Source organism: Sphingobium agrisoli (assembly GCF_041877245.1).
Classification (GTDB): Bacteria; Pseudomonadota; Alphaproteobacteria; order Sphingomonadales; family Sphingomonadaceae; genus Sphingobium.
The window spans coordinates 60,524-81,204 of sequence record NZ_JBHDJI010000015.1 but is presented as its reverse complement, the minus strand read 5'-3'; the positions used below and the strand labels follow the sequence as shown (position 1 = coordinate 81,204).

Genomic DNA, 20,681 nt, shown 5'->3' with positions numbered 1-20,681 from the left:
CGTGCCTGCTACGTCGAATCAGATTTTCACGAGCTTGGGAATCCCCCGCGTGAGTCAGCCTCAACGCACCTTAGTATAAAAACGCCTGGCCTGGGGCCAGATCAACGGCGAGTCCCAACACACAGGGTAGGCAGGGCAGCCTTTCTTGCCGGCTCACAGGTCTCTTGATGGATGGCTGTGCTGGACGTTAGTTGCCCTTTCGAACTCTCTGGCGGTAGCCGCTGGGGGTTTCGCCTGAATCCTTTCGGAAAGTTGAGGAGAAGGTGCTTGAACTCGTAAAGCCCAGCCGGTAGGCGACTTCTTTCAGCGGCAGATCTGTCTCCGCAAGAATTGTCTGCGCTTTACTCAGCCGGGTTCGAGCGACATATTCGTGAAGCGTCAGCCCGGTGGTCTTTTTAAAAGATCTCCGTAGGTGCGCTGAGCTTATTCCGCATTCTCTGGAAATTTCTTCTGTCGTTGGGCATCGATTTATCGCGCTGTCTATATAGTCGTAGATGCTCGTCAGTTCTCTGGCTGAGAATTGTCCCTCGTAAGTTCGAATCCGCTTCGGGTTGCAGCGATCACGGAAATGGCGCGCGATCTCCACTGCAACAAGGTTGGCGAGCGATTCCACCATTAGGTCGCTGCCGAATCCGGGGGAAGTCACCTCGGCGGACAGTCTTTGCATCGCATGTTCGATCCGGAAATTGTGCATATTATAGCAACGTTCCAAATCATTCGCTGTCCAATCATGACGATCGATCCACACCCTCTGGAACCAATCGTCCGTGAAACGACACATCACATTGCGGGTGCGCTCACTCATCTTTGCCGGAGTGGTCTCCGTTTGCGTATGCGCCGGAAAAAACATCAAGGGCCCGTAATCCTGCACCTTCCCGCCCTTCATATGAGCAGCGACGCTGACTTGGCCCGGATGGGGACGATACCGAAGGATGAAGTCATCCTCACATTCGGATATGCTTTCATCCACGTCCCAACGATAGTCGAGAACCTGAACGTTGAGACCAGGTAGCTTCATCTCACCGGTAACGTTGCTCGTCCTTGCTACCATCAGGCCACTCCTATCTGTTTTCTGCGCTCTTGCGCTTATTAGATCATTCTACGCGAGGGTGGCCGGTCCCGATTAATATCGGGGCCGACCTGAGCCCCTGTCCAGTGCCGGATCAGCTTTCTCCGGCTGGAACAAGAGGGCGGCAACCTCAATGGCGAAATCCGCTGCCAACAGTCGCCTCCAACCGTCGGTTATGAGGCGCGTCATTCAGGAAAAATGGGCGCAATCTTCGACGCGCTGCAGGTGGAACATTTTCGTTCGCCATACCGGTCCCTTCGACGGGCCGACGGCAACCCAAGCTGGCGCTCGCTGCCTTGATCCCGCCAACATTGTTGGTCGGGGACACACTGTGAACCACGGATCCACAGGTGTCCTGTCCTCAAACGTCTAAATCCAAAATGCGTGAATTGCAAACCTCCTGCCAGATTTGTTCTCATTGCGAACACGATATGGACGCGATGGCCTCCAAAACCTTGGGCCCCAACCGTGCTCCAACCCGGCACCTGATGAATTGCCCCTCTCGATTATCGGATCCCGCAATGATCCCTTACCGCAGCGAGGCACGCTGATTGCAGCAGCGTCGCTGATGGGTCATCTTGGTGTCGTTTCAAATCTTGTCAGCGGAGTGGGCGATCTCTTCTCGCAAATGATCGATCTTTGCGGTGGCCCACTGTCGGGCATCGTTGCCGAACACGAGCCGCGCCGGCGCCTTGTCCTGCGAAGCAAGGGTCACGATGCAAACCGCCAGTTCCTTCGGGTCGCCCGGCTGGCTCCCGTTAGCTCCGTCCACGAATGCACGATATTGCGCGATCGCTTCAGCGTAGTCTGGGATCTCAATGCTGCCAAAGCTCGCCGATTTGCTGTCCATGAAGTCGGTCCGAAGCATCCCCGGCTCGACAAGGAGTGAGCGAACGCCCAAAGGCGCCAGTTCCTGCGCGAAGCCCTCCATCCATCCCTCGACTGCGAACTTCGAAGCCGAGTAGACGGCGCCCCCACCGTTTGAGACCAGCCCGCTGACTGACGAGATGGTGACAATGAGGCCTGAGCGCCGCTCGCGCATGTGAGGAGCCACTGCGCGTGCAACATTCATGGTACCGAACAGGTTCACCTCAAATTGCCGCCGGACTGCGGCGTCGGTGAATGTCTCGAAAAAACCGAGCTCGGCGTAGCCGGCGTTGTTGACCAACACGTCGATCGCACCGAACCGCGCGACGGTTTCGGCCGCAACCGACTTTGCGGCCTCGGCGTCTGTGATATCCAATGTGCGTGGATGCAGGCGATCATTTTCACTCCCGAATGCGTCAAGCACCGCATCGGCAGACCTGGCCGTTGCCACAACGATCTTGCCTGCGTCCAGGGCTGCGCGCGCGATCTCGCGTCCTAACCCTCGGCTTGCTCCCGTCACCAACCATACCTGACCCATAGTCTGTTCCTAGCTAAGATTGTTTTGTTCTATTTAGGTGTGCTAATTTATCGAGTTAACAGGCTAATAGATAATATGGCCTAGAAGCAGGGATTATCAATGCGCCCGGATCAGCTTGCCGACCTCGCCATCTTCGCGGCTATCGCAGCCGATCGTAGCTTCACGCGCGCCGCGAAGCGATTGGGAGTGACACAGTCGGCGTTGAGCCAGACCATGAAGCGCTTGGAAGGCGATCTAGGCTTCCGCCTGCTTTCTCGCACGACGCGTAGCGTTGCGCCGACGGCTGCGGGCGAACGCCTGCTTGCGACTTTGACACCCGCACTCGAAGGCTTGGACGACGAAATCGGGGCTCTATCGCAGGATCGTGGTGCGGCAATCGGCACCGTCCGCATCACGACGGGTAAACACGCCGCAGATACAGTGTTGTGGCCTATGCTTCCGACCTTCATGCGCCTTCATCCCGGCATCGAAGTTGAGCTCTGCGTGGATGATGCGCTGACCGACGTCGTGGCGGGCCGATACGATGGGGGAGTCCGGCTGGGAGAACGACTTGAAAAGGACATGATCGCGGTGCCGATAGGATCTCCGCTTCGCGTCGCAGTGGTGGCCTCGCCCGCCTATTTGGCCGGCCGTGCGGCGCCCAAGGAGCCCATGGAACTCACGGGCCATCGCTGTATCGCCTATCGCGACGCCAGCGGCGATCTGTCACCGTGGTCGTTCGAGCGCGACGGACACTCGGTGACCGTCGCGCCAGGCCGTGGCCCGGTGTTTAATGACGCCGACCTACTTGTGGCCGCGGCCGTAGAGGGGTTCGGTGTCCTATACATATTGGAGGATGTGGTTGCGGCCCCTATAGCCGACGGTCTTCTGATCCGAATGCTCGAACCCTGGTGCGAGCGGTTTGCCGGCTACCATCTCTACTATCCTGATCGGCAGGGCACGACGGCCTTCGAGCTGTTTAAGGACGCGCTTCGAGCAAGCAAATTTTCATGACAGGCACTTCCCAAGCGCGAATGCGCATGGGGAGGGGAGGCGCCTCATGCAGCCGAGGCGCCGATTTCCACCGAACGGGAAAGCTAAATCGGCTGCAACAATTCCGCTTTACCGGTGGCGACATCGACGGGCAGTGAGCTGTGCTCATGGATGCAGAGCCAACGGCCGTCTATCCGCCGCCAGATATCGGTCACGGCTGCATGAACATGGACGCGAGAGCCATCCTCGCTGTTGATATCGATTTCGGTATAAGAAAGGGAGTAGGCGATGTCTGGCGCGAGCATCCGAACAGTTACCTTGGGGTAGGTGCAAACAACCTCGCCGACTGCTGTTTGCGCTATGCCAGCGACGTTGCGCCGGATGTCTTCCACCCCGCATACGCCAGGTGCCAGGAAGTCGAAGATAGTCGCTTCGTCACCTGGATCGAACATTGCGGCCACTCCATCTGGATCGCCTCGCTCAACCGCACGGCCGGCGTCGCGTAGTGTCTCGATAATCGCCTGGACGTCGCGTTCGTCGCCCACTGAGTTCTCGCCGATAACGATCATCCTACGCTCCGTTAAAGGGTTGTGCTTCATTTCGCGCTCGGGACGGGGCCGAGAAGCATTCCGCCATCGATAACGTAGTCGGACCCGGTAATGAACGCTGCGTTCTCCGAGGTCAGGAAGAGCACGAGTTTCGTCACTTCTTCCGGTTCGCCCATCCGCGGAATTGCGAACGGATCAGCAGAAAAGTGATCGCTCACCGGAACCTCGCCCGGTCGGAGCGCGGTGGTAATCAGCGGGGTGTTGATGACGCCTGGACTGATCGAGTTCACGCGGATGCGATCGCGGGCGAGCTCGATTGCCGCAGTCTGCGTCAACCCTCGAACGCCCCATTTGCTGGATACGTAAGGCGCGAGCATTGCCGTGCCGACGTGGCCCGAGGTGGATGCTATATTGACGATCGCTCCACTTCCCGCTTTGCGCATGGACGGTACAACCGCCCTGATCCCGAGGTAAGGCCCTGTCAGGTTGCTGGCGATGACCTCGTTCCAGTCTTCCGGGTCGCTGTCGGCAATAGCCACCGCAGGCGCTAGTATTCCCGCATTGTTGATCAGCACGGACACCGGTCCGAAGCGGCGCTCGGCCTCGCGCACGGTTGCGTCCCAATCGCCGGGGATGCGCACATCAAGTTTTATAAAGGCAGCATTCTCGCCGAGCTCCTCGGCAAGGGCGCGACCGCGCTCTTCGCGGATGTCGGCGACCACGACGTTGGCGCCTTCCGCTACGAATGCCCGCGCGTGTGAAGAGCCTTGGCCGCGCGCGGCGCCCGAAATCAGCACAGTCTTTCCGTCAAAGCGATACAAATCGAAACTCCTCCTTCATGGGCCAGCCGCCCAAACGATCCGTCGCCAGATCGGCTTGGATCGAGGCTTCCGGTCTCGCGCGTTCGCCGCATTTCATGGCGATACCGGCGAGTAACAAGCCGCCGCTAAGACACGGGGAGCAATCGCAGGCCGGCCGGCGAGTGAGCGCTAAGCTCGTCATAAACGTCAGCGAAAGATGGACTCTTTCAAGAGCCGATACGATGACGCCGTTCAAATCGATATTGGTATGGTCGAAGTGAACGACTACCCGCTCGCGACTAATGAGCCTTATTAGGAGAAGTTTTTAGTTCACGCTCGTCCCGCGGACCGAGCCTGAAGAAATGCCTCCGCGCTAGACGGTTTTTTGTCGAACAAGGTGCGCACGTTAGCCCGGCACAAATTCCGCACAGTCCGGGGCGCCCGGATGCGTCGACTGCGACAAAGATGAGCGGTTACGCAAAAAAGTTCCGTCCCCACATGCCCCGCACTGTCGTACCTCGCAGGTTACAGTCGATGCGCCGAAGATTTTGGACAGGAGTCAGGCCTATGGGGTCGACCATGACAGCGAAAATTCTGGCCCGAGCCAGCGGCGCTGAGGATGTTTCCCCCGGAGACGCGGTGCTCGCGAAAATCAGCTTTCTGACATGCCTTGACGGCCAGACATTCATCGACACCTTCAGGGACAGGGGGCTCAAGGTCTGGGATCCCAAGAAGATCATCTTCTGCTTCGACCATATGTTCCAGCCTGACTGGATGAAGGTTCAGGCCGTCACGGAGCATCCCAAGATCAGGAGCTTCGCCAAGGAGCAGGGAATTCCTGAGGAAAATATCTACGATCTGGGTCGAAACGGCATATCGCATCAGATACCCGTGGAGCATGGCTGGGCGCTTCCTGGTACGGTCTGCATTGGCGCAGACACCCAGAGCTCGACGATGGGCGCAACCAACTGCCTAGCCTTGCCTGCATTGTTCGGGGTGGATCCTATCATCGTTACCGGCGACATCTGGATGATCGTGCCGGAATGCATCCGCATCACGCTGACCGGTGCCTTCCCCGGGGGAGTCAACGGCAAGGATTTCGTCTATCGCCTGATCGCCGATCTTGGGGAAGTGGCGCAGGGGCGCGTAATCGAATTTGACGGCCCCGGTGTCCTGAACTTGTCGATGGACATGCGTCTGGCGATCGCCAACGGCTCCGTGCAGATCGGCGCGCTGACGATCATCTTCCCGCCCGACCAGGTTCTCCTCGATTATATCCAACCGCGCGCGCGCGAAGCGTTTGCTCCTGTCGAGGCGGACGCCGATGCGGAATATGTCGCGCATTTCGAATATGATCTTTCATGCATTCGGCCGCTTGTCGCTGGCCCTCACCAGATCGAGCTGGTTCGGCCGCTGGACGATGTCACGGGCCTGGCGGTCGATGCCGCATATGTGGGGTCCTGTTCCAGCGGACGCCTGTCCGACCTCGCCCTGGCTGCCGACATTCTGCGCGGGCGCCAGGTGCATCCGACCGTGAGGCTGGTGGTCACGCCGATTTCGGCTGAAACCTATCGCGAAGCAAGCCGGACCGGCATTTTGCAGGACTTGGTGGACGCCGGCGCCACCGTCACCCAACCGGGGTGCGGCGCCTGCTATAGTGGCAATCTTTCACCGTTAAAATTAAGCGACGGAGAGCGTTGCATCTCCACGTCGGTCGAGACGCTTCGCGGTCGAATGGGCAGCAAGGAGTCCGAGGTCATCCTGGCCAATGCCGCGGTGGTGGCGGCATCGGCCGTGACCGGAAGGATCATCGACCCGGCGAGGCTGCCGGCACGGGAGGAAACGCTCATATGATAGTGCAGGGCAGAGCATGGAAATATGGCGACGATCTTTGCGCGACCGACATCGTTTCAGCGGACTATGACAAACTTGGCATGAGCCATGACTGGGACGGCTGCGCCAAACATGTGCTGGAAAATGTCGATCCGGAGTTTCTCCAGAAGCTTGTGCCGGGCGATATCATCGTTGCCGGATCGCGCCTCGGGACCGGCCATGCGCATTATTACACGAGTGCGATCATGGCGTGCAAATATGCGGGTATCGCGGCACTTTTCTGCGAAAGCGTCAACGCGCTCTTTCAACGTGCGGCGATCGACCAAGGCTATCCGATATGGCAATTGCCAGGCATCGGCGACTTCGTGAATGACGGAGACCGGCTGCGCATCGACCTTGCCTCCGGAGAGGCGCAGAACGAAACGACGGGAGAAAGCCGTCGGTTTCAGCCGGTGCCCCAGCTCGTTCGCGATATCCTTGCTGCCGGGAATGCGCTCGACTGGGCGCTGGCACGCGTGGCATAAGGGCGCGCTCGGTGAAAATGACCTCTATGCTCCGGAATGAGCTAGCGAGCGGCATGGTGGTTGCCGCAGGCTGTTTCGATGCATTTTCCGCGCGTTTGGCGCAACTGGCGGGGTTTCGCGCAATCCATATGACCGGGCTGGGCGTCGAGGCGTCGCAACTTGGCGCTCCGGACTTGGGGCTGATGTCGATGACGGAGATTTGCGGCCATGCCGCCCGCATGGCCGAGGCGACTAATATCCCGATTCTCGCTGATATCGACACCGGCTTCGGCGGCGTGCTGAACGTCGGCCGGACGATCCGGGAAATGGAGCGGGCGGGCATTGCCGGCGTACATATCGAGGATCAGGCGTTGCCCAAACATTGTCCGCTGCTGACTGGTCGCAAGGTGGTCGGACGGGGAGAGGCGATCGACAGGCTAAAGGCTGCGCTCGACGCCAGAACCGATCCCGATTTCGTCATCGTGGCCCGCACGGATGCCGACACCATATCCTTCCAGGAGGTGATCGACCGCTCCAACCTCTTTCTGGAGGAAGGCGCGGACATGGTCATGCCGGTCATCATGCAGGTGGAGAGGCAATCCTATTTCAGCCTTCTCGCGGATGAGCAGATGGAATGGGCGCGCAGGATGATCGCGGCGATCGACGGGCCGGTGATGAACATGGGCGGAAGCCCGCCCCCCGGCTACACCACCGACGACCTTGCGGATGCCGGTTATGCATTCACCATGTACGCGGCAAGCGCGCTCAGCGCTGCGGCGAATGCCATGGCCGATCTGTTCAAGACCATTCACGAGACCGGCAGTGACGCTGCATATTGGGCCCGTAACGCCGGGCCTTACACCAGCCCGCTGGAACTCATGCGTGCGGCGCGCCTCGACGCCTTCGCCGCGATTGAAGAGCGATATTCTGCATCGCTTGGAGACTGACGGGGACCCGCTTTAAGACGCTGGCGATCTTATCGGATGCCTTCCGAACGGCGGTCGATGACGGAAAGCGGTCAGGACCGAGCCGCCGCATTGAGCATCTGGTTGGGCGTTCGGAGGTCGACCTCATATTCGAACCTGTCGGTCATCGCAGGGACCACATCCGCCGCGTCGACATAAAATTGCTCGTACCAGCGGCGGAGTTGATAGATCGGCCCGCAAAATTCGGTGAGCACCGGAGCGTCTATTCTGGCTTTGGTCTGCCAGATGCCGACATCCTGGAGAAATGTGTCGACCGCCGCCTTCGCTACCGCCCGCCCGAGCGCGATGCTCTCGTCCGTGGAGACGCCTTCGATGCGCCGCGTGGTGATGCCGACGTGTAGCGCAAAGCTGGTCGGCGTAATCGGGTAATGAGCGTTGATCAGATAGAGCTCGACGGGCTTACCGAGATGATCGACCGTCTGACTGACGATCATATATGCCGGACCATAATAGGTTGCTGTGCTTTCGAACGAGAATGCCGCCGTGCCGTCGCTATTTCCGCGTCCATCGTCCGCGCTCAGCGCCTGGAAGGTGCCGCTCTGAGTAGCCATGTGCCGCTCGAAGACATTTGCGAAGCGAGTCGCTTCCAGTCCATGGACGAGCTTGAAGTGCATCGCGTCGGCGACGTTGTCGATGAGTTCGCGGCAGTTGGCGGGGATATGGATTGTCTGCCACTCCCAAGGGGTGCACTCGCCGTTCACCACGGCGTCGATCGCGGGAATGGCCACTTCGGAAGGCGGCGGCTTCTGCTCGGGATCGTGATAGACGAACAACTGCTCGTTCTGCTCCATCACAGGCCAGGACTTTGTCTTGGCCTTGCGCGGAATGCGAGGCGAATAGGGGATGTGCGCGCATTCGCCCTTGCCGTTCCACTGCCACCCGTGAAACGGGCACGCGACCGTGCCCTCGATAATGGCACCGGTGCCGAGGTCGGCGCCCATGTGCGGGCAAAAACCGTCCAGAACGGCCATGCGGCCGTCCGCCTGCTCGAACGCCACCAGCTTGGTTCCGAAGATCTCCAGCGTATGGGGTCGGCCGTCCTTGAATGGCGCTGAAAGACCCAGGCAGTGCCAACCCCGGGCATAACGTCGGGGAGGCTCGTTGCCGGCGAGCTGTCCCCGTTCTGGTGCAGCATTGTCCAATGAAACTATCCTCTCGCCCACAGGGTAGCCGAGGTTGCGGAAGGTCCCCGGTTCCCTAATGATGTAGCGACGAGGCTAACGGCCCCGTCGCGCACCGGAAGCGGAAATGATTTGCCGATCAGCGCATGAATTTCGTTTTGCGATGCTGCGACAGGGGATACGCCTCCCGATCCGGAAGCAGTGGCCTTTCAAGGGCGAACCGTGCAACTGCGCCCGACCGCGGGGACACCGGGTCTCCGCAAGGCATTCCAAACGCCGTTCCTTCGTACGCGGGTCGCAGCCATTGTGCGCGGCCGTTAATCCTTCTCCGAGACCTCGACAACACAGACGCGAATATGGTCTCGATCGATGAATTGCGCTTCGTCCTCAGCAACGCGCTCGGCAGCGCCAGGCGCCGCGAAACTCTTGGCCCAAAGCTGGAACGACTCCCGGTCGGGGAATTCCATCTCCGTGACCACGTCGAAGTTGATCTGGTCTGCATTGCGATTCTGCGGGTCGTTCAATTGCAGGAAATTGCGCCGGTAGACGGGAATCCCGGGAGCGACCTCGTTGATTACCTGGACATGCCGCGTCTCGTAATATGCTTTAAATTCTTCCGGCGACATGCCCGGCTTGCGCGATAGAAAGGCCAACACCTTGAACATGATTTCATTCTCCCTCGATGTCAGAAGCTGACCTTGATGTGGCTTGAGCGGGCTACCGATTGGCAGGCGAGCACCAAGCCGTCCTCCAGATCTGCCTCGTCGAGCACTTCATTGTGCCGCATCTCGACCTCGCCGCTCTCCAGCGTGCAGATGCACGCTCCGCAGGAACCCGAGCGGCACGAATAGGGCGGATTGAGCCCGGCGGCCTGAAGGGCGTCGAGCATCAGTTCGCCGGTGTTCCAATCGATCGTGGTCGCCTGCCCGTCGAGCACTACCGTCAAACTTGCGTTCCCGCCGTCCGTAGCGGCGTCGCTACGCGCCGCGGGCGATCGATCGATCGTTGGCTCGCCAGGCGAAGCAAGGACGAACCGCTCCAGATGCACGAGATCCTTTTCGATGCCCAGGCCGGATAGAGCCGCTGAGACGGCATCCATAAACGGGGAGGGGCCGCAGATGAAATACTCGCTGCTCTCCAGGCCGGAGGCATGGCCGGAGATCTGCGTCTGCGACGGCAGGCCCTGAACGCTCTCCAACCAGTGGATGACGCGAAACCGGGCCGGAAACTCTTGCGCGAGCGCGGCCAACTCGGTCCGAAATATAACGGAGCGCTCGTCGCGATTGGCGTAAAACAGGAAGACGCTGGCCGATGCATGGGATCGAAGTCGATCCTTGGCGAGCGAGATGATCGGCGTGATCCCGCTTCCGGCGGCAAACAATGCGAGGTTGCGATCCGGCCAGCGGCTTGTGAACAGGCCGGCGGGCCGCATGACCGCCAAACGATCGTCGGGTTTGAGATTATCGATCATCCAATTCGAAACGTGACCGAGGGGCACCCGCTTTACTGTAATCTTGAGATCGGCGTCGCAGCCGTGCACGCTGGACAACGAGTAACAGCGCTGGTGTATCTCCTCGTTCTGCCCGGGTGCGCCTACCGTTAAAAATTGCCCCGAGCGATATGCGAACACCGTGCGAACATCTTCCGGGACCTTCAGGAAAAAGGACCTGGCATCATCGGTCTCGTGGACGACGTCCACAATGACCAGGCGATGAAAATCAGCGCTCACTTTCGGCCTTCTAAACTTGCGGGCGAAGCATGTCCTCGGCGATCAAACCGTCCAAAGCCCTGCATCACACGCAACGGAGCTATCGTCTTTTGCTTCTTGAAGCGTTGCCGCGATTCCGGGCTTCTGGGGAGATGTAAAGATTTGCCAAAGCTGTGCACTGCATTGGCTATTTGAGCAGGTAGCCGGGCGACGGGGTGACGGACGAACAAAGCCGAGCGGCGGCTCAGCGCCATTGGGGATAGCCACGACACGCGGATAAGAGGGCCTTGCCAGCCGGACGGGTCCGTCTTCAAGTTTGCTAAGGGGACCCGAAAAGCTGGCTACGGCCTCCTGCCCACGACGGGATAGCTGGTCGGGTGTCACATATGGCGGCGGTCCGTGTCACCTGTAAGCGGAAGATATTCGAACGCCTCGCCTGCTCGCTTTACATGGCCGGCGAAGGGCGGCGGAAAATGCGCGGGCAGGATCATATGGCCGTGCTCCGCGCATTCCGAGAGCAGGCGCCGACGGGTATCGCGTGCTTGATCTGGAATTTCGCAGGCAACCGAATTTACGTCAGGGTAAGCGACCTGGATTGGGGAATGCATACAGTCGCCGACGAACAATCCGACCGAGCCTGCGCTGCTTGCGCGAATGATGCACGTGCCGGGTGTGTGCCCAGGCGCGCCCTCCAACATCAGATGATCGTCTATCGAATAGCCTTCCTCGACAATGTCGGCTTGCCCCGCCTCCACGCAGGGAAGAACGCTGTTCAAGAACGCAACGCCTTGATCGAGGAAGTTCGACGCGCGGATTTCTGGATGCCAATGCTCATACTCCATGCGCGAGAATATATAGCGCGCGTTGGGAAAGGTTGGGACCCAGCGGCCATCGACGAGGCGGGTATTCCATCCGACATGATCGGTGTGAAGATGCGTGCACATGACGAAGTCGACGTCTTCCGGCCGTAAGCCCTTGGCCCTTAGGCGGTTGAGCCAGTCAAGCTGGAGCCGGTGACCGGCGTTGCCCTCGCCGCGATCCTTATCGTTGCCCAAACATGTGTCGATCAGAATCACATGGTGCTTCGTTCGGACGATCCAGCTATGCACACTGGTGACAAGCTTGCCGGTGGAGTCAACGCCGTGGCGCGCGCGCCATGCCGGATCCCGCGCAAGAACCTCGCGAGGTACGCCATCAAGAAACTCGTCCATACCGAGAAATGCGCCGCAAATCTCCTCAACTCGGTCTATCTGCAACTCGCCGATGGCTATCATTGGCAACCTGTTCCCAGAGGATGTTGTAAGTTGTCCGCACCTTTGGCGCGCTAATCAGCGTGGGTGGAAGGCTCACACGCTTGCAACTGTCGCCGTCGGCCGGATTCGATGGAGGGGGCAATACCGGCAGTTGCCCGACAGAGTGGCAGATCGATGTCGCGATGCTCTGCCGCCTCCAGCGCGTTGCGGATCTGCGGTGCATCATCTCCGATCGCGAGCATCGTCTGCGCATCGAAATAGCCCCAGTTGTCGAGCACCCAGGAATCGGCGCTGCACACCTTTGCCACCGCTCGCACCATGTCCTCCGAAACACCATAGGCCGCGGCGAACCGCATGATCTCGATGGCGGCGAGGCGAGTGGTATGCATGATGGCATTATTGGCGAGCTTTGCCACCTCGGCACTACCCAGCGGGCCTACATGCCGCACCTTGTTTCCGATGGTTTCGAGGACCGGGCGGCAGCGCTCGACCACCGTGTCGTCACCACCAACGATCACGGCCAGCGTGCCGTTCAGGCGGTCGTCGAAGCTGCCGCTGACCGGCGCATCGATCAGGTCGACGCCCCGCTCCCTGGCCGCATCCGCCACGCGCACGATAGTCTGCGGGATCACGGTCGACTGAATGATGACGATTTGGCCCGGGCGAGAGTGCTCGAGAATGCCGTTCGCGCCGGCCACGACATCCATCACTTGCGCTGAATCGAGCACACAGACGATGAGGATGTCAGCCTCCTCCGTGACTTGACGCACGGACTCCGCACCCTTGCCGCCCGCGGTGACAATCTTCTCCACTGCGTCAGGGTTGATGTCATAGGCGATCAACGGCACGCCCGCGCGCACCAAGTGGGTAGCGATGCCGCCGCCCATATTGCCGAGGCCGATATAGCCCACACGCTGCGTCTCATAGTTCGATCGTTCCACTATCAACCTCGAAGCATTTGTCTGGAGAGCGCGGCTGGAATCCGCCGACCGCGGAGCTGGGCACGGGTGCCTCAACCGCAATACCGCCAACGATATAGGCGGATCTGGTGCGCGATCACAATCGGGGCCCGCCCCTTAAGTCGTCGGGGCCGCCGAATAACGAAGGAGCGGATTTCCAGACTAAGTGCAGTATTTCAAAGGATTATGTGAATGAAGCGGGCGTGAGTCAGTAGGCTGTCTGACAGGATATGAGAATCCATCGGCTGGTTTCGTATATCCGGGATCGGCGTCTTCTCAACAGTTCACCCGTTCAAGGTGTGGCTGCAGGAAAGCGAATGGCGCGCAACCGCGCGCCGCTTGGAAGATGAGCGCGGCGGGATTCAGAAACCGCATGACCGAATCAATACATCCGCGAGCATAGCGCCCGCGTGGGCGCACAGCCTACTTTGCCCTTCGGATAACCGGACCCGAAATCGGGCGGACAATGGGAGGGAGAGCTATGATGAGGTTTAGGAGCTATGGCGTCGCATCGGCAGCGATCGCGCTGTCTCTCAGTCCGCCGGCCTATGGTCAGGCGACCGGCGATGAACCGCAAATCGACGACATCATCGTCACCGCTCAGAAGCGTGAGCAAAATCTGCAGCAGGTTCCAATGGCGATAACCGCCCTCCAGACCGGCGACCTGCAGGCGCGCGGGATCAGCGGGGTCGAGGATTTATCGCGCGCTCTTCCCGGTCTCCAGATTGGCCAGTCCGGCGGCACGGTACAACCGTTTCTCAGGGGCGTAGGAAATTCCAGCACGACGGTCGGCAACGAGGCCAGCGTCGCTCTCTATGTCGATGGGGTCTATTACTCACGACTGCCGGTCGGCTTCTTTTCACTCGGAAACGTGGAACGCGTCGAGGTCTTGAAAGGCCCTCAGGGAACGTTGTTCGGCCGCAACGCCAGCGGTGGCGTGATCCAGATCGTCACGCCCATCCCCTCATATGATCCGAAGGCGACGGGGAGCCTGAGCTATGGTCGCTTCAACCTTGTCGAAGGGAATATCTACGTCACTGGAGGGCTCACCGATAGGCTTGCGCTCGACGTGTCCCTGAATGGCCGAAGACAGGGCAGCGGCTTCGGTACGAACGTCACGACCGGACGCCGTACGAATTACCTCGATTATATGACCGCCAGATCAAAGTTGATGTTTGAGCCGTCGGACAACACACGGTTCATCCTCACCGGCCTCTATTCTTATTCCAAGATGGGGCGCGAAGGGAACAGTTTGCCTGGTACCATCCGGGGCTATCTCACCGCGCCCTTCGATCCGCTGCTGCCGCGGGACTGGTTCGATCAGGATAATGACCAGGACGGTTTCCTGAAAGCGCGAAGTTGGCGCGTGACCTTGCACGCCCGTCAGGAACTGTCATTTGCCACGCTCAGTAGCATCAGCGGCTACATCAAGACGATCAGCAGTGCCGGTACGGATGCCGATAATGGTCCTCGACCCGACCAAGTCGCGCTGCTGCATGCGCCCGTCAAGCAGTTCACCCAGGAAGTCCAGCTTTCCTCCCCACCCGGATCGTCCTGGGATTGGGTTCTCGGGCTCTTTTACTATAATGCAAAGAGCGGCTATGACGACGAGACGTTCTTCTACAGCCCAAATGGAAGCCAGGCAGCTGTGCTGCGCAATGAGGGTTTCCATCCTATCGGTTTCCAGCGTGCGAAATCATACGCGGTCTTCGCGCAGGCGACGCATGAAATTCTGCCGCGCCTCAAGCTTACCGGCGGCTTGCGCTTTAGCTGGGACCGGAACCGCGCCGACGGCAGGATCGTCCGGGGCAACGGCAATATCCTTTCTGACGCGCCCGCGGCGCGAGACAGCTTGAACAAACTCACCTATAAAGCAGCGCTCGACTACCAGCTCAGCCGCGACGCGCTGGTTTACGGGAGCGCCAGTCGCGGCTTCAAATCGGCGGTGTTCAACACGCTCACCTACAATCCCATCCCGAACAAGCCGGAAGTGGTCGACGCCTATGAGGTGGGCTTCAAGAGCACATTCTTCGACCGGCGGCTGCGTCTCAATGCCGCGGCCTATTATTACAAGCTGAAAAATCCGCAGGTGCAATTGACCGTTGGTACCACGGTCCTATTCTCGAATGCCGATGCATCCCGCGTGAAGGGCCTGGAATTGGAGGCGGAGGCTCGGATCACGCGCGGCCTGACCCTACGCACGAGCCTGAACAGGATGTCCTCCCGATATACCCGCTACGGCTTTATCGACCCAGTCACCGGGGCGTGCGTTCGTTGTGCGCCAAGCGGCCCGCAGAATCTCAGCCCGCCGTTCGGCGCGGCGTCACCATTGAAAGGCGTCGTTGCCGGCGGCAACTACACGCCACAGGCTCCCAAACTCACCGGCAATATCGGCGTCGACTACGAGTTCGATTCCAGTTCCGGAAAATGGCTCCTCACTGCCGACTACTTCTACAATGACGGCTATTTCACGGAACCCGACAATCTCATCAGACAGCGGTCGTTCGAAGTTGTTAACGCACAGGTGCGGTACAGCCCGAACGATGTCTTTGCTTTTAGACTGTGGGGCAAGAACCTGACCGGATCCCGATATTTACTTCGTGCCTCCACGCAGTCTGGTGCTGCTGGCTACCCGTATCTGCCGGCTCCGCCTCTCACCTATGGACTGGCGGTAGACATCCGTCTCTGAAGCTCCCAGCGTTTTCATCGGAAGCGTTGCGCACTCGGGGAAGTCGCTCAGCGGTGCGGTCTGGCTGGATGCCTTCCGTTGCTTCAGCAGGTGGCATAGGATACGTGGGATATTGATTTGGCGAGAGATCTGGAATGGCTCATGATGAGCATATTGGGCGCCAGCTAAACCTGTCGGCAGCGCAAGTCCAGCTGGTCAATTTCCGCTGGACCGATGTCGCCCAATATTCACGGCGATACGACTCCCATTTGTTGGTCCGGCGCATTATCCCATCGGAATCGCGCACGCGTGTCGCGGTCGCGGGCTGCAATTACCGGCTTCCCAGCAAGACATTTTTTCTACCAGCTCATGCCGAGATCGAGGTGATACGCGACGAAACCTTTGCCGTGGAACAGACAGTGCGATGCATTATCGACCCCGAGTGGTTCGAGGCTACCGTCGCGGGCCGGCTCGAATGGACGGAAGATCGCCTGTCACTCGGGCTCAATTTGTTTGGCGGCCGCATCGAGCGGGCAATGAGCTGGATCGCCGAGGAACTGCAGCATCCGACCCCATCAACTGAAGATACGATCGAATTGCTGCTGCAGATCATCCTCAACGAAGTCTACGATTCCGTGGCGGGCGAGCGGGATTTGACTGCCCACCGCACCTCATCCGCGAAACTGTCGAAGCGCAAGCAGCAGGACATTAAGACATATGTCGCCGACAATCTTGGATGCAGCATTTCCGTGGCGCATATCGCCCGTCACTGCATCATCAGCGAGTCACATCTGAACCGGCTTTTCCGCCAGACATTTGGCCTCAGCGTGCACAGATATGTAGAGCAGCAGAGGGTCAAGCGCGCTCGCGAATTGCTGGCCAACACTGACCTGATGCTTAAGCAGATCGCTCACCTGCTGGGGCTTTCCGGCGCCAGTTCCTTTTGCAGCGCGTTTAAACGTGCGACGGGGGAGACACCACTCGCTTTCAGGATGCGTGTACGAAACGGCAGACAGTCCTAGACTGCGCCGAAACGCCTCACGGCGGCTGCGCTCAAGCAGTGAGACGCCTATTTTGCGGCCAAAAATGCGATCAGCGCTTCGTTGACGATTTCAGGCTGCTCAATCTGGGCGCAATGGCCTGCTTCGGGCACAATGAGAGTGTCGGCCTTTGCCATCTTGCCGGTAAGTTCTTCCCACCATCCCGATGGCTTGATCTTGTCGTTCGCGCCCGCGATAATCAGCGTTTCCGTGGAAATCCGGGCATAGTCGATGCCGCCGGACGGTGCCCTTGCTTCTTGGAATTCTTCCGGGCGGCGAAAGCGCGCGGCTGCGACGGCCTCCCACGCGCCGGGCGCAAGGCTGCTTGCGCGGCGCCGCTCGATATAATCGCTGTCGGTGATCCAGCGCTCGCCGTGAAAGAGCGCTTCCACGATCTTCGTCATGCCCTTTACTGAACCGTCATAGGCGAACAGTGCTTCAGTGTGGGGAGAATCCATAAGCAATGCGCCGCCGCCGGCGATGGTCACGATCTTGCGCGGAGTCAGCCGGGGGGTCGGCGAGGCAGCGTCGAAAAGAAGGAGCATCCCGCCCATCGAATTGCCGACACAGGGCGCGCCGACAGCACCAACCTCCTCCACAAATCGCGCCAAATGCCGGATCCGACGCGCCCGTCCATCGACAAAATCAACAACCTTGGCCGTGTGGCCGAAGCCGAGCAGGTCGGGTGCCAGGACGCGGAAGTGTTCGGCCAGCGCGGGGATGGTCTCTTCCCAACAGATTTCGGCTTCGCCGCCAAACTCGCCGCCATGGAGCAGAATGACGGGGTCGCCGGATCCCGCCTCAAGATAGCTGGTCTCGAGCCCGTCGACGAGTATCTCCTTGCGCTGGAACGCGATATGGGACGAGGTGCTTGACATGGAGGTCCGGCCTTTCGGAGGGAGGATGTGGGCGAGCCGTCAACTGGCGGCTACGGGGCGCGGGTCCTCTCGGGCCGCATGCATCACCGCCAGATAGGCGAAGGTGAGGGCAGGGCCGATCGTGATTCCTCCGCTCGGATAGAATCCCCCCATCACCGAATTGCGGTCATTGCCGCAGGCATAGAGGCCGTCGATTGGCTGCCCCTGCTCATCGAGAACACGGGAATGGATGTCCGCCGCCAGACCATAAGTTGTCCCGATGTCGCCGGCATGGACACGAATGGCGTAGAAGGGCGCCTTTTTGAGCGGCCCCAGACAGGGATTGGGCTTGTTAGATGCATCGCCAAGATATCGGTTGTAGGCGCTATCGCCCTTACCGAATTTAGTGTCGACACCCCGTTCGGCATCCCGATTGAACTCGGCGATGGTTTCGTTGAGAGCATCGCGGTCCACGCCGATCTTGTCGGCCAGCTCATCGATGGTTGATGCTTCGATGAGATAGCCGGACCGCACAGCGCGACGACGCTCCGACGCGAGAGGTGGCACCGCGCCGAAGGCATATTTGCGAACGAAGGTGGCGTCGCACAGCAAATGGACCGGCTGCTGATCCTCGTTTTTCATCCGCCCGAGCATGGCGCGGACAAAGTCATGATAATTTTCCGCCTCGTTGAAGAAGCGTACCCCGGACTTGTTGACCGCGATCAGCCCGGGCTTCGCCCTGTCCGCCATGAGATGAGGGAAGCGCGCGACCGACCCATCCTTGCGCGTTCCGGTTGAGACAGGGGTCCAGAACGCGCCTTCAACGTTCGCCGTATCAAACTTCGCGCCGATCGCCGTCGCGATTGCGATACCGTCTCCCGTGCTGTCGGGACTGGTCGCTGAGTAGCCGAATTCGGCTTCGTCCATGTGCGCGTTCCGCAGCGGTTTGCTCCAGGGAAACCCGCCGGTGGCGAGGATCACGCCCCGTGCGGCGCGCAGCGTCTCGCGGCTTCCGTTCCGCGCGACGATGACGCCGGTAACGCGATCGCCTTCTCGCGTCAGTTCCACGATAGGGCTTTTGCGAAATATAGGGATGCCACGATCCAAGACCGATTTGTAGAGGTTGGCGACCAGCGCATTCCCGCCGGTAAGACGGGTTCCGCGGCCATATTTGCGATAGAGGGTACGATCTCGCAGATCGCGCAATAGAAGGCGGCCGGTGTGGAGCGCGGATTTGGCAGACCGACGGGCGTTCAGGAGATGATAGACATCCATAAGCTCGAGCATCTGCCGACCGAACAGGCAAAGCTCTGGAAGGGGAGGGCGAATGTCGTTGAACCGATCACCCAATAGTCGGCCATCGACGCTGAGAGGCGTCATCGCCCGGCCCTGTTGCGAAGCGCCCGCCGCGTCCGGAAAATAGTCCGGTGAGTTGATCGCGCGGACGTAGAAGAGAGGGCCCGTCAGGCTTTCAAGATAGGCGAACGCCTCAGGCCCACGTTCCAGATATTCGCGGCGCGCCTCGCGTTCGTGCGGTGTGCTCACGGTGCTGTCGAGATACCGCTCAGCTTCATCGAGCGTGTCCCGCAGGCCGGTGGCGACGTTCTGGCGGCTATTGGGTATCCAGACGACGCCGCCGGAATAGGATGTCGTACCGCCGATCAAGCTCGTTTTTTCGACGATCGCGACCCGTAGACCCTTGGATTGCGCGATGATCGCCGCTGAAAGGCCAGCCGCGCCCGATCCGGCGATGACGAGATCATACGCACTTTCAGCCATGCCCATCCTCTGCGGGTTGCGGTGCCGACAGACCGCGGACGAATGCCGGACCAGACGAAAGGGACGCGATCACTTGATCGCCAGCACATTGACGGGAGCGCCAGTCGCCTCGGTGACTTTCAGGGGCGCGGCCGCGTAGAGGAAATCCCATTGGCCATCGGCATGACAGTCTTTGTTGAGCGCCTCGAAATTGCAGACTTCATTGAACGCAATTCCAAGGTTCCGCATCAAAGCGCAATGAAGCGGAATCTGGACGCCGATCGCTGGGTCAAGTTCGGTCTCGTTCGAGATCGTGTCGGTCGCCAGACAGGGTATTTCCATTTCGTGGAACCACGCGACCAGTTCTGGCGAGTAGGTAAGACCAGGCTCCAGAAAATCCTTGTAGAAAGTTTCCGGCCCTTGGACCCGCAATAATTGGAGGAAGCCAAGGCGTAGGCAGAGAATGTCGTGCTTCTCGATTTTCACCTGCTGCTGTTCGGCGCAGCCGAGCAGATCCTCCAGATGAAGGAGGTCACCCTTGTCGAGAAACGGCTTGCCCTTGTAGGCAGCCATGTCGAGCAAAACGCCGCGTCCTACGACGCCGCGCTCGGAAATCGGAAGGATCGAAGCATTTTTGAGGCCGCCATTGGTGTCGCTGGACGGATAGCCGTTCCAGAGCTTGTCGTCATACCAGACATGCCCCAGTGCATCGAATTGGGTTGAGCCCTGAAGAAACATCTCGATGCGATCGTCGGTGAATTCAGCGCCACCGGGCAGGGAAGGTAGGTCGCCGCGAACATAGCTGTCCTTGTCGATCATCGTCTCGCGCTTGGCCGGTGCCCGCCCAGGCCAGAGCGGGTCGCCGTTCGGGTTGCCGATCACTTCGCCGCAGGTGAACACCTTTCCCTGTCGAACTGCGCGTACGCCGCGCAGAACTTCGAGGTTGGTCAGGAAATTCAGCGATCCCACCTCGTCGGTCGGACCCCAGCGGCCCCAGTTGCTCGGCGCGTCCGACAAAAGCTGGCCTACCTCGGAGCCCCCTGATGCGCCATGCCCGTGCTTGTCACACATTTTCCGATACTCCTCGCCCATGACGGCCGGTCATCATTGGAATGACAGGTAGAAACGGGACTTTAAAGCCATCCTTTGAGGCGTGTCGTCTGGCCAAAGACGCATCGCTGCTTGTCGGGGCAGCCCAGCC

At 59.7% G+C, this 20,681-nt stretch carries 18 protein-coding genes; 6 read left to right on the top strand and 12 right to left on the bottom strand.

Annotated features, from left to right (window positions below; all coding sequences use genetic code 11):
• Positions 1–187: 187 nt before the first annotated feature.
• A complete protein-coding gene (locus ACETPF_RS19230) occupies positions 188–1,051 on the bottom strand; it encodes a helix-turn-helix domain-containing protein (RefSeq protein ID WP_373936223.1) in 864 nt (287 codons plus the stop codon).
• Positions 1,052–1,658: 607 nt separating this feature from the next.
• Positions 1,659–2,474 carry an SDR family NAD(P)-dependent oxidoreductase gene (locus tag ACETPF_RS19225; RefSeq protein WP_373936222.1) on the bottom strand — a complete coding sequence of 272 codons (816 nt, stop codon included), beginning with the start codon at positions 2,472–2,474 and terminating at the stop codon, positions 1,659–1,661.
• Between the two features lie 99 nt (positions 2,475–2,573).
• Between ACETPF_RS19225 and ACETPF_RS19220 the strand changes: the two genes are divergently transcribed.
• Positions 2,574–3,467 (top strand): LysR family transcriptional regulator, encoded by an 894-nt coding sequence (locus tag ACETPF_RS19220; protein WP_373936221.1) that lies wholly within the window; start codon positions 2,574–2,576, stop codon positions 3,465–3,467.
• A gap of 83 nt (positions 3,468–3,550) precedes the next feature.
• Here ACETPF_RS19220 and ACETPF_RS19215 read toward each other — a convergent pair whose 3' ends face one another.
• Positions 3,551–4,015 carry a YybH family protein gene (locus tag ACETPF_RS19215; RefSeq protein WP_373936220.1) on the bottom strand — a complete coding sequence of 155 codons (465 nt, stop codon included), beginning with the start codon at positions 4,013–4,015 and terminating at the stop codon, positions 3,551–3,553.
• Positions 4,016–4,041: 26 nt separating this feature from the next.
• Positions 4,042–4,815: an SDR family NAD(P)-dependent oxidoreductase gene (locus tag ACETPF_RS19210; RefSeq protein ID WP_373936219.1), complete on the bottom strand. Its 774-nt coding sequence runs from the start codon at positions 4,813–4,815 to the stop codon at positions 4,042–4,044.
• 558 nt (positions 4,816–5,373) lie between these two features.
• Between ACETPF_RS19210 and ACETPF_RS19205 the strand changes: the two genes are divergently transcribed.
• From ACETPF_RS19205 to ACETPF_RS19195, 3 genes are read left to right on the top strand one after another with little or no spacing between them, the layout of a single operon-like run.
• Positions 5,374–6,648 (top strand): 3-isopropylmalate dehydratase large subunit, encoded by a 1,275-nt coding sequence (locus ACETPF_RS19205; RefSeq protein ID WP_373936218.1) that lies wholly within the window; start codon positions 5,374–5,376, stop codon positions 6,646–6,648.
• Positions 6,645–7,151: a 3-isopropylmalate dehydratase small subunit gene (locus ACETPF_RS19200; RefSeq protein ID WP_373936217.1), complete on the top strand. Its 507-nt coding sequence runs from the start codon at positions 6,645–6,647 to the stop codon at positions 7,149–7,151. The genes ACETPF_RS19205 and ACETPF_RS19200 overlap by 4 nt, the downstream gene beginning before the upstream one ends.
• 53 nt (positions 7,152–7,204) lie before the next feature.
• Positions 7,205–8,077, top strand: coding sequence for an isocitrate lyase/PEP mutase family protein (locus tag ACETPF_RS19195; RefSeq protein WP_373936216.1), 873 nt, complete (start codon positions 7,205–7,207; stop codon positions 8,075–8,077).
• A gap of 71 nt (positions 8,078–8,148) precedes the next feature.
• Here the strand turns inward: ACETPF_RS19195 and ACETPF_RS19190 are convergent, their stop codons facing one another.
• From ACETPF_RS19190 to ACETPF_RS19170, 5 genes are all read right to left on the bottom strand, one after another.
• Complete coding sequence (locus ACETPF_RS19190) at positions 8,149–9,258, bottom strand: 3-ketosteroid-9-alpha-monooxygenase, oxygenase component (RefSeq protein ID WP_373936215.1); 1,110 nt, start codon at positions 9,256–9,258, stop codon at positions 8,149–8,151.
• Between the two features lie 296 nt (positions 9,259–9,554).
• On the bottom strand, positions 9,555–9,902 hold the full coding sequence (locus tag ACETPF_RS19185) for an EthD domain-containing protein (RefSeq protein WP_373936214.1): 348 nt from the start codon (positions 9,900–9,902) through the stop codon (positions 9,555–9,557).
• Positions 9,903–9,922: 20 nt separating this feature from the next.
• The gene (locus ACETPF_RS19180; RefSeq protein WP_373936213.1) at positions 9,923–10,966 is read right to left on the bottom strand and encodes a 2Fe-2S iron-sulfur cluster-binding protein; all 1,044 of its coding nucleotides are present in this window, start codon (positions 10,964–10,966) and stop codon (positions 9,923–9,925) included.
• 359 nt (positions 10,967–11,325) lie between these two features.
• Positions 11,326–12,219, bottom strand: a complete 894-nt coding sequence (locus tag ACETPF_RS19175) for an MBL fold metallo-hydrolase (RefSeq protein ID WP_373936212.1) — start codon at positions 12,217–12,219, stop codon at positions 11,326–11,328.
• A gap of 50 nt (positions 12,220–12,269) precedes the next feature.
• A complete protein-coding gene (locus tag ACETPF_RS19170) occupies positions 12,270–13,139 on the bottom strand; it encodes an NAD(P)-dependent oxidoreductase (RefSeq protein WP_373936211.1) in 870 nt (289 codons plus the stop codon).
• A 502-nt stretch (positions 13,140–13,641) separates the two neighbouring features.
• Here ACETPF_RS19170 and ACETPF_RS19165 point away from each other — a divergent pair.
• Both ACETPF_RS19165 and ACETPF_RS19160 read left to right on the top strand, forming a co-directional pair.
• Entirely contained in the window at positions 13,642–15,846 is a 2,205-nt protein-coding gene (locus tag ACETPF_RS19165; protein WP_373936210.1) for a TonB-dependent receptor, read from the top strand.
• A 134-nt stretch (positions 15,847–15,980) separates the two neighbouring features.
• The gene (locus tag ACETPF_RS19160; protein WP_373936209.1) at positions 15,981–16,847 is read left to right on the top strand and encodes a helix-turn-helix transcriptional regulator; all 867 of its coding nucleotides are present in this window, start codon (positions 15,981–15,983) and stop codon (positions 16,845–16,847) included.
• A gap of 47 nt (positions 16,848–16,894) precedes the next feature.
• On the opposite strand, the gene ACETPF_RS19155 is transcribed toward ACETPF_RS19160, so the two are convergent.
• From ACETPF_RS19155 to ACETPF_RS19145, 3 genes are all read right to left on the bottom strand, one after another.
• Positions 16,895–17,743, bottom strand: a complete 849-nt coding sequence (locus ACETPF_RS19155) for an alpha/beta fold hydrolase (RefSeq protein WP_373936208.1) — start codon at positions 17,741–17,743, stop codon at positions 16,895–16,897.
• Positions 17,744–17,782: 39 nt separating this feature from the next.
• The gene (locus ACETPF_RS19150; protein ID WP_373936207.1) at positions 17,783–19,501 is read right to left on the bottom strand and encodes an FAD-dependent oxidoreductase; all 1,719 of its coding nucleotides are present in this window, start codon (positions 19,499–19,501) and stop codon (positions 17,783–17,785) included.
• Between the two features lie 69 nt (positions 19,502–19,570).
• Positions 19,571–20,572 (bottom strand): cyclase family protein, encoded by a 1,002-nt coding sequence (locus ACETPF_RS19145; RefSeq protein WP_373936206.1) that lies wholly within the window; start codon positions 20,570–20,572, stop codon positions 19,571–19,573.
• Positions 20,573–20,681: the final 109 nt, after the last annotated feature.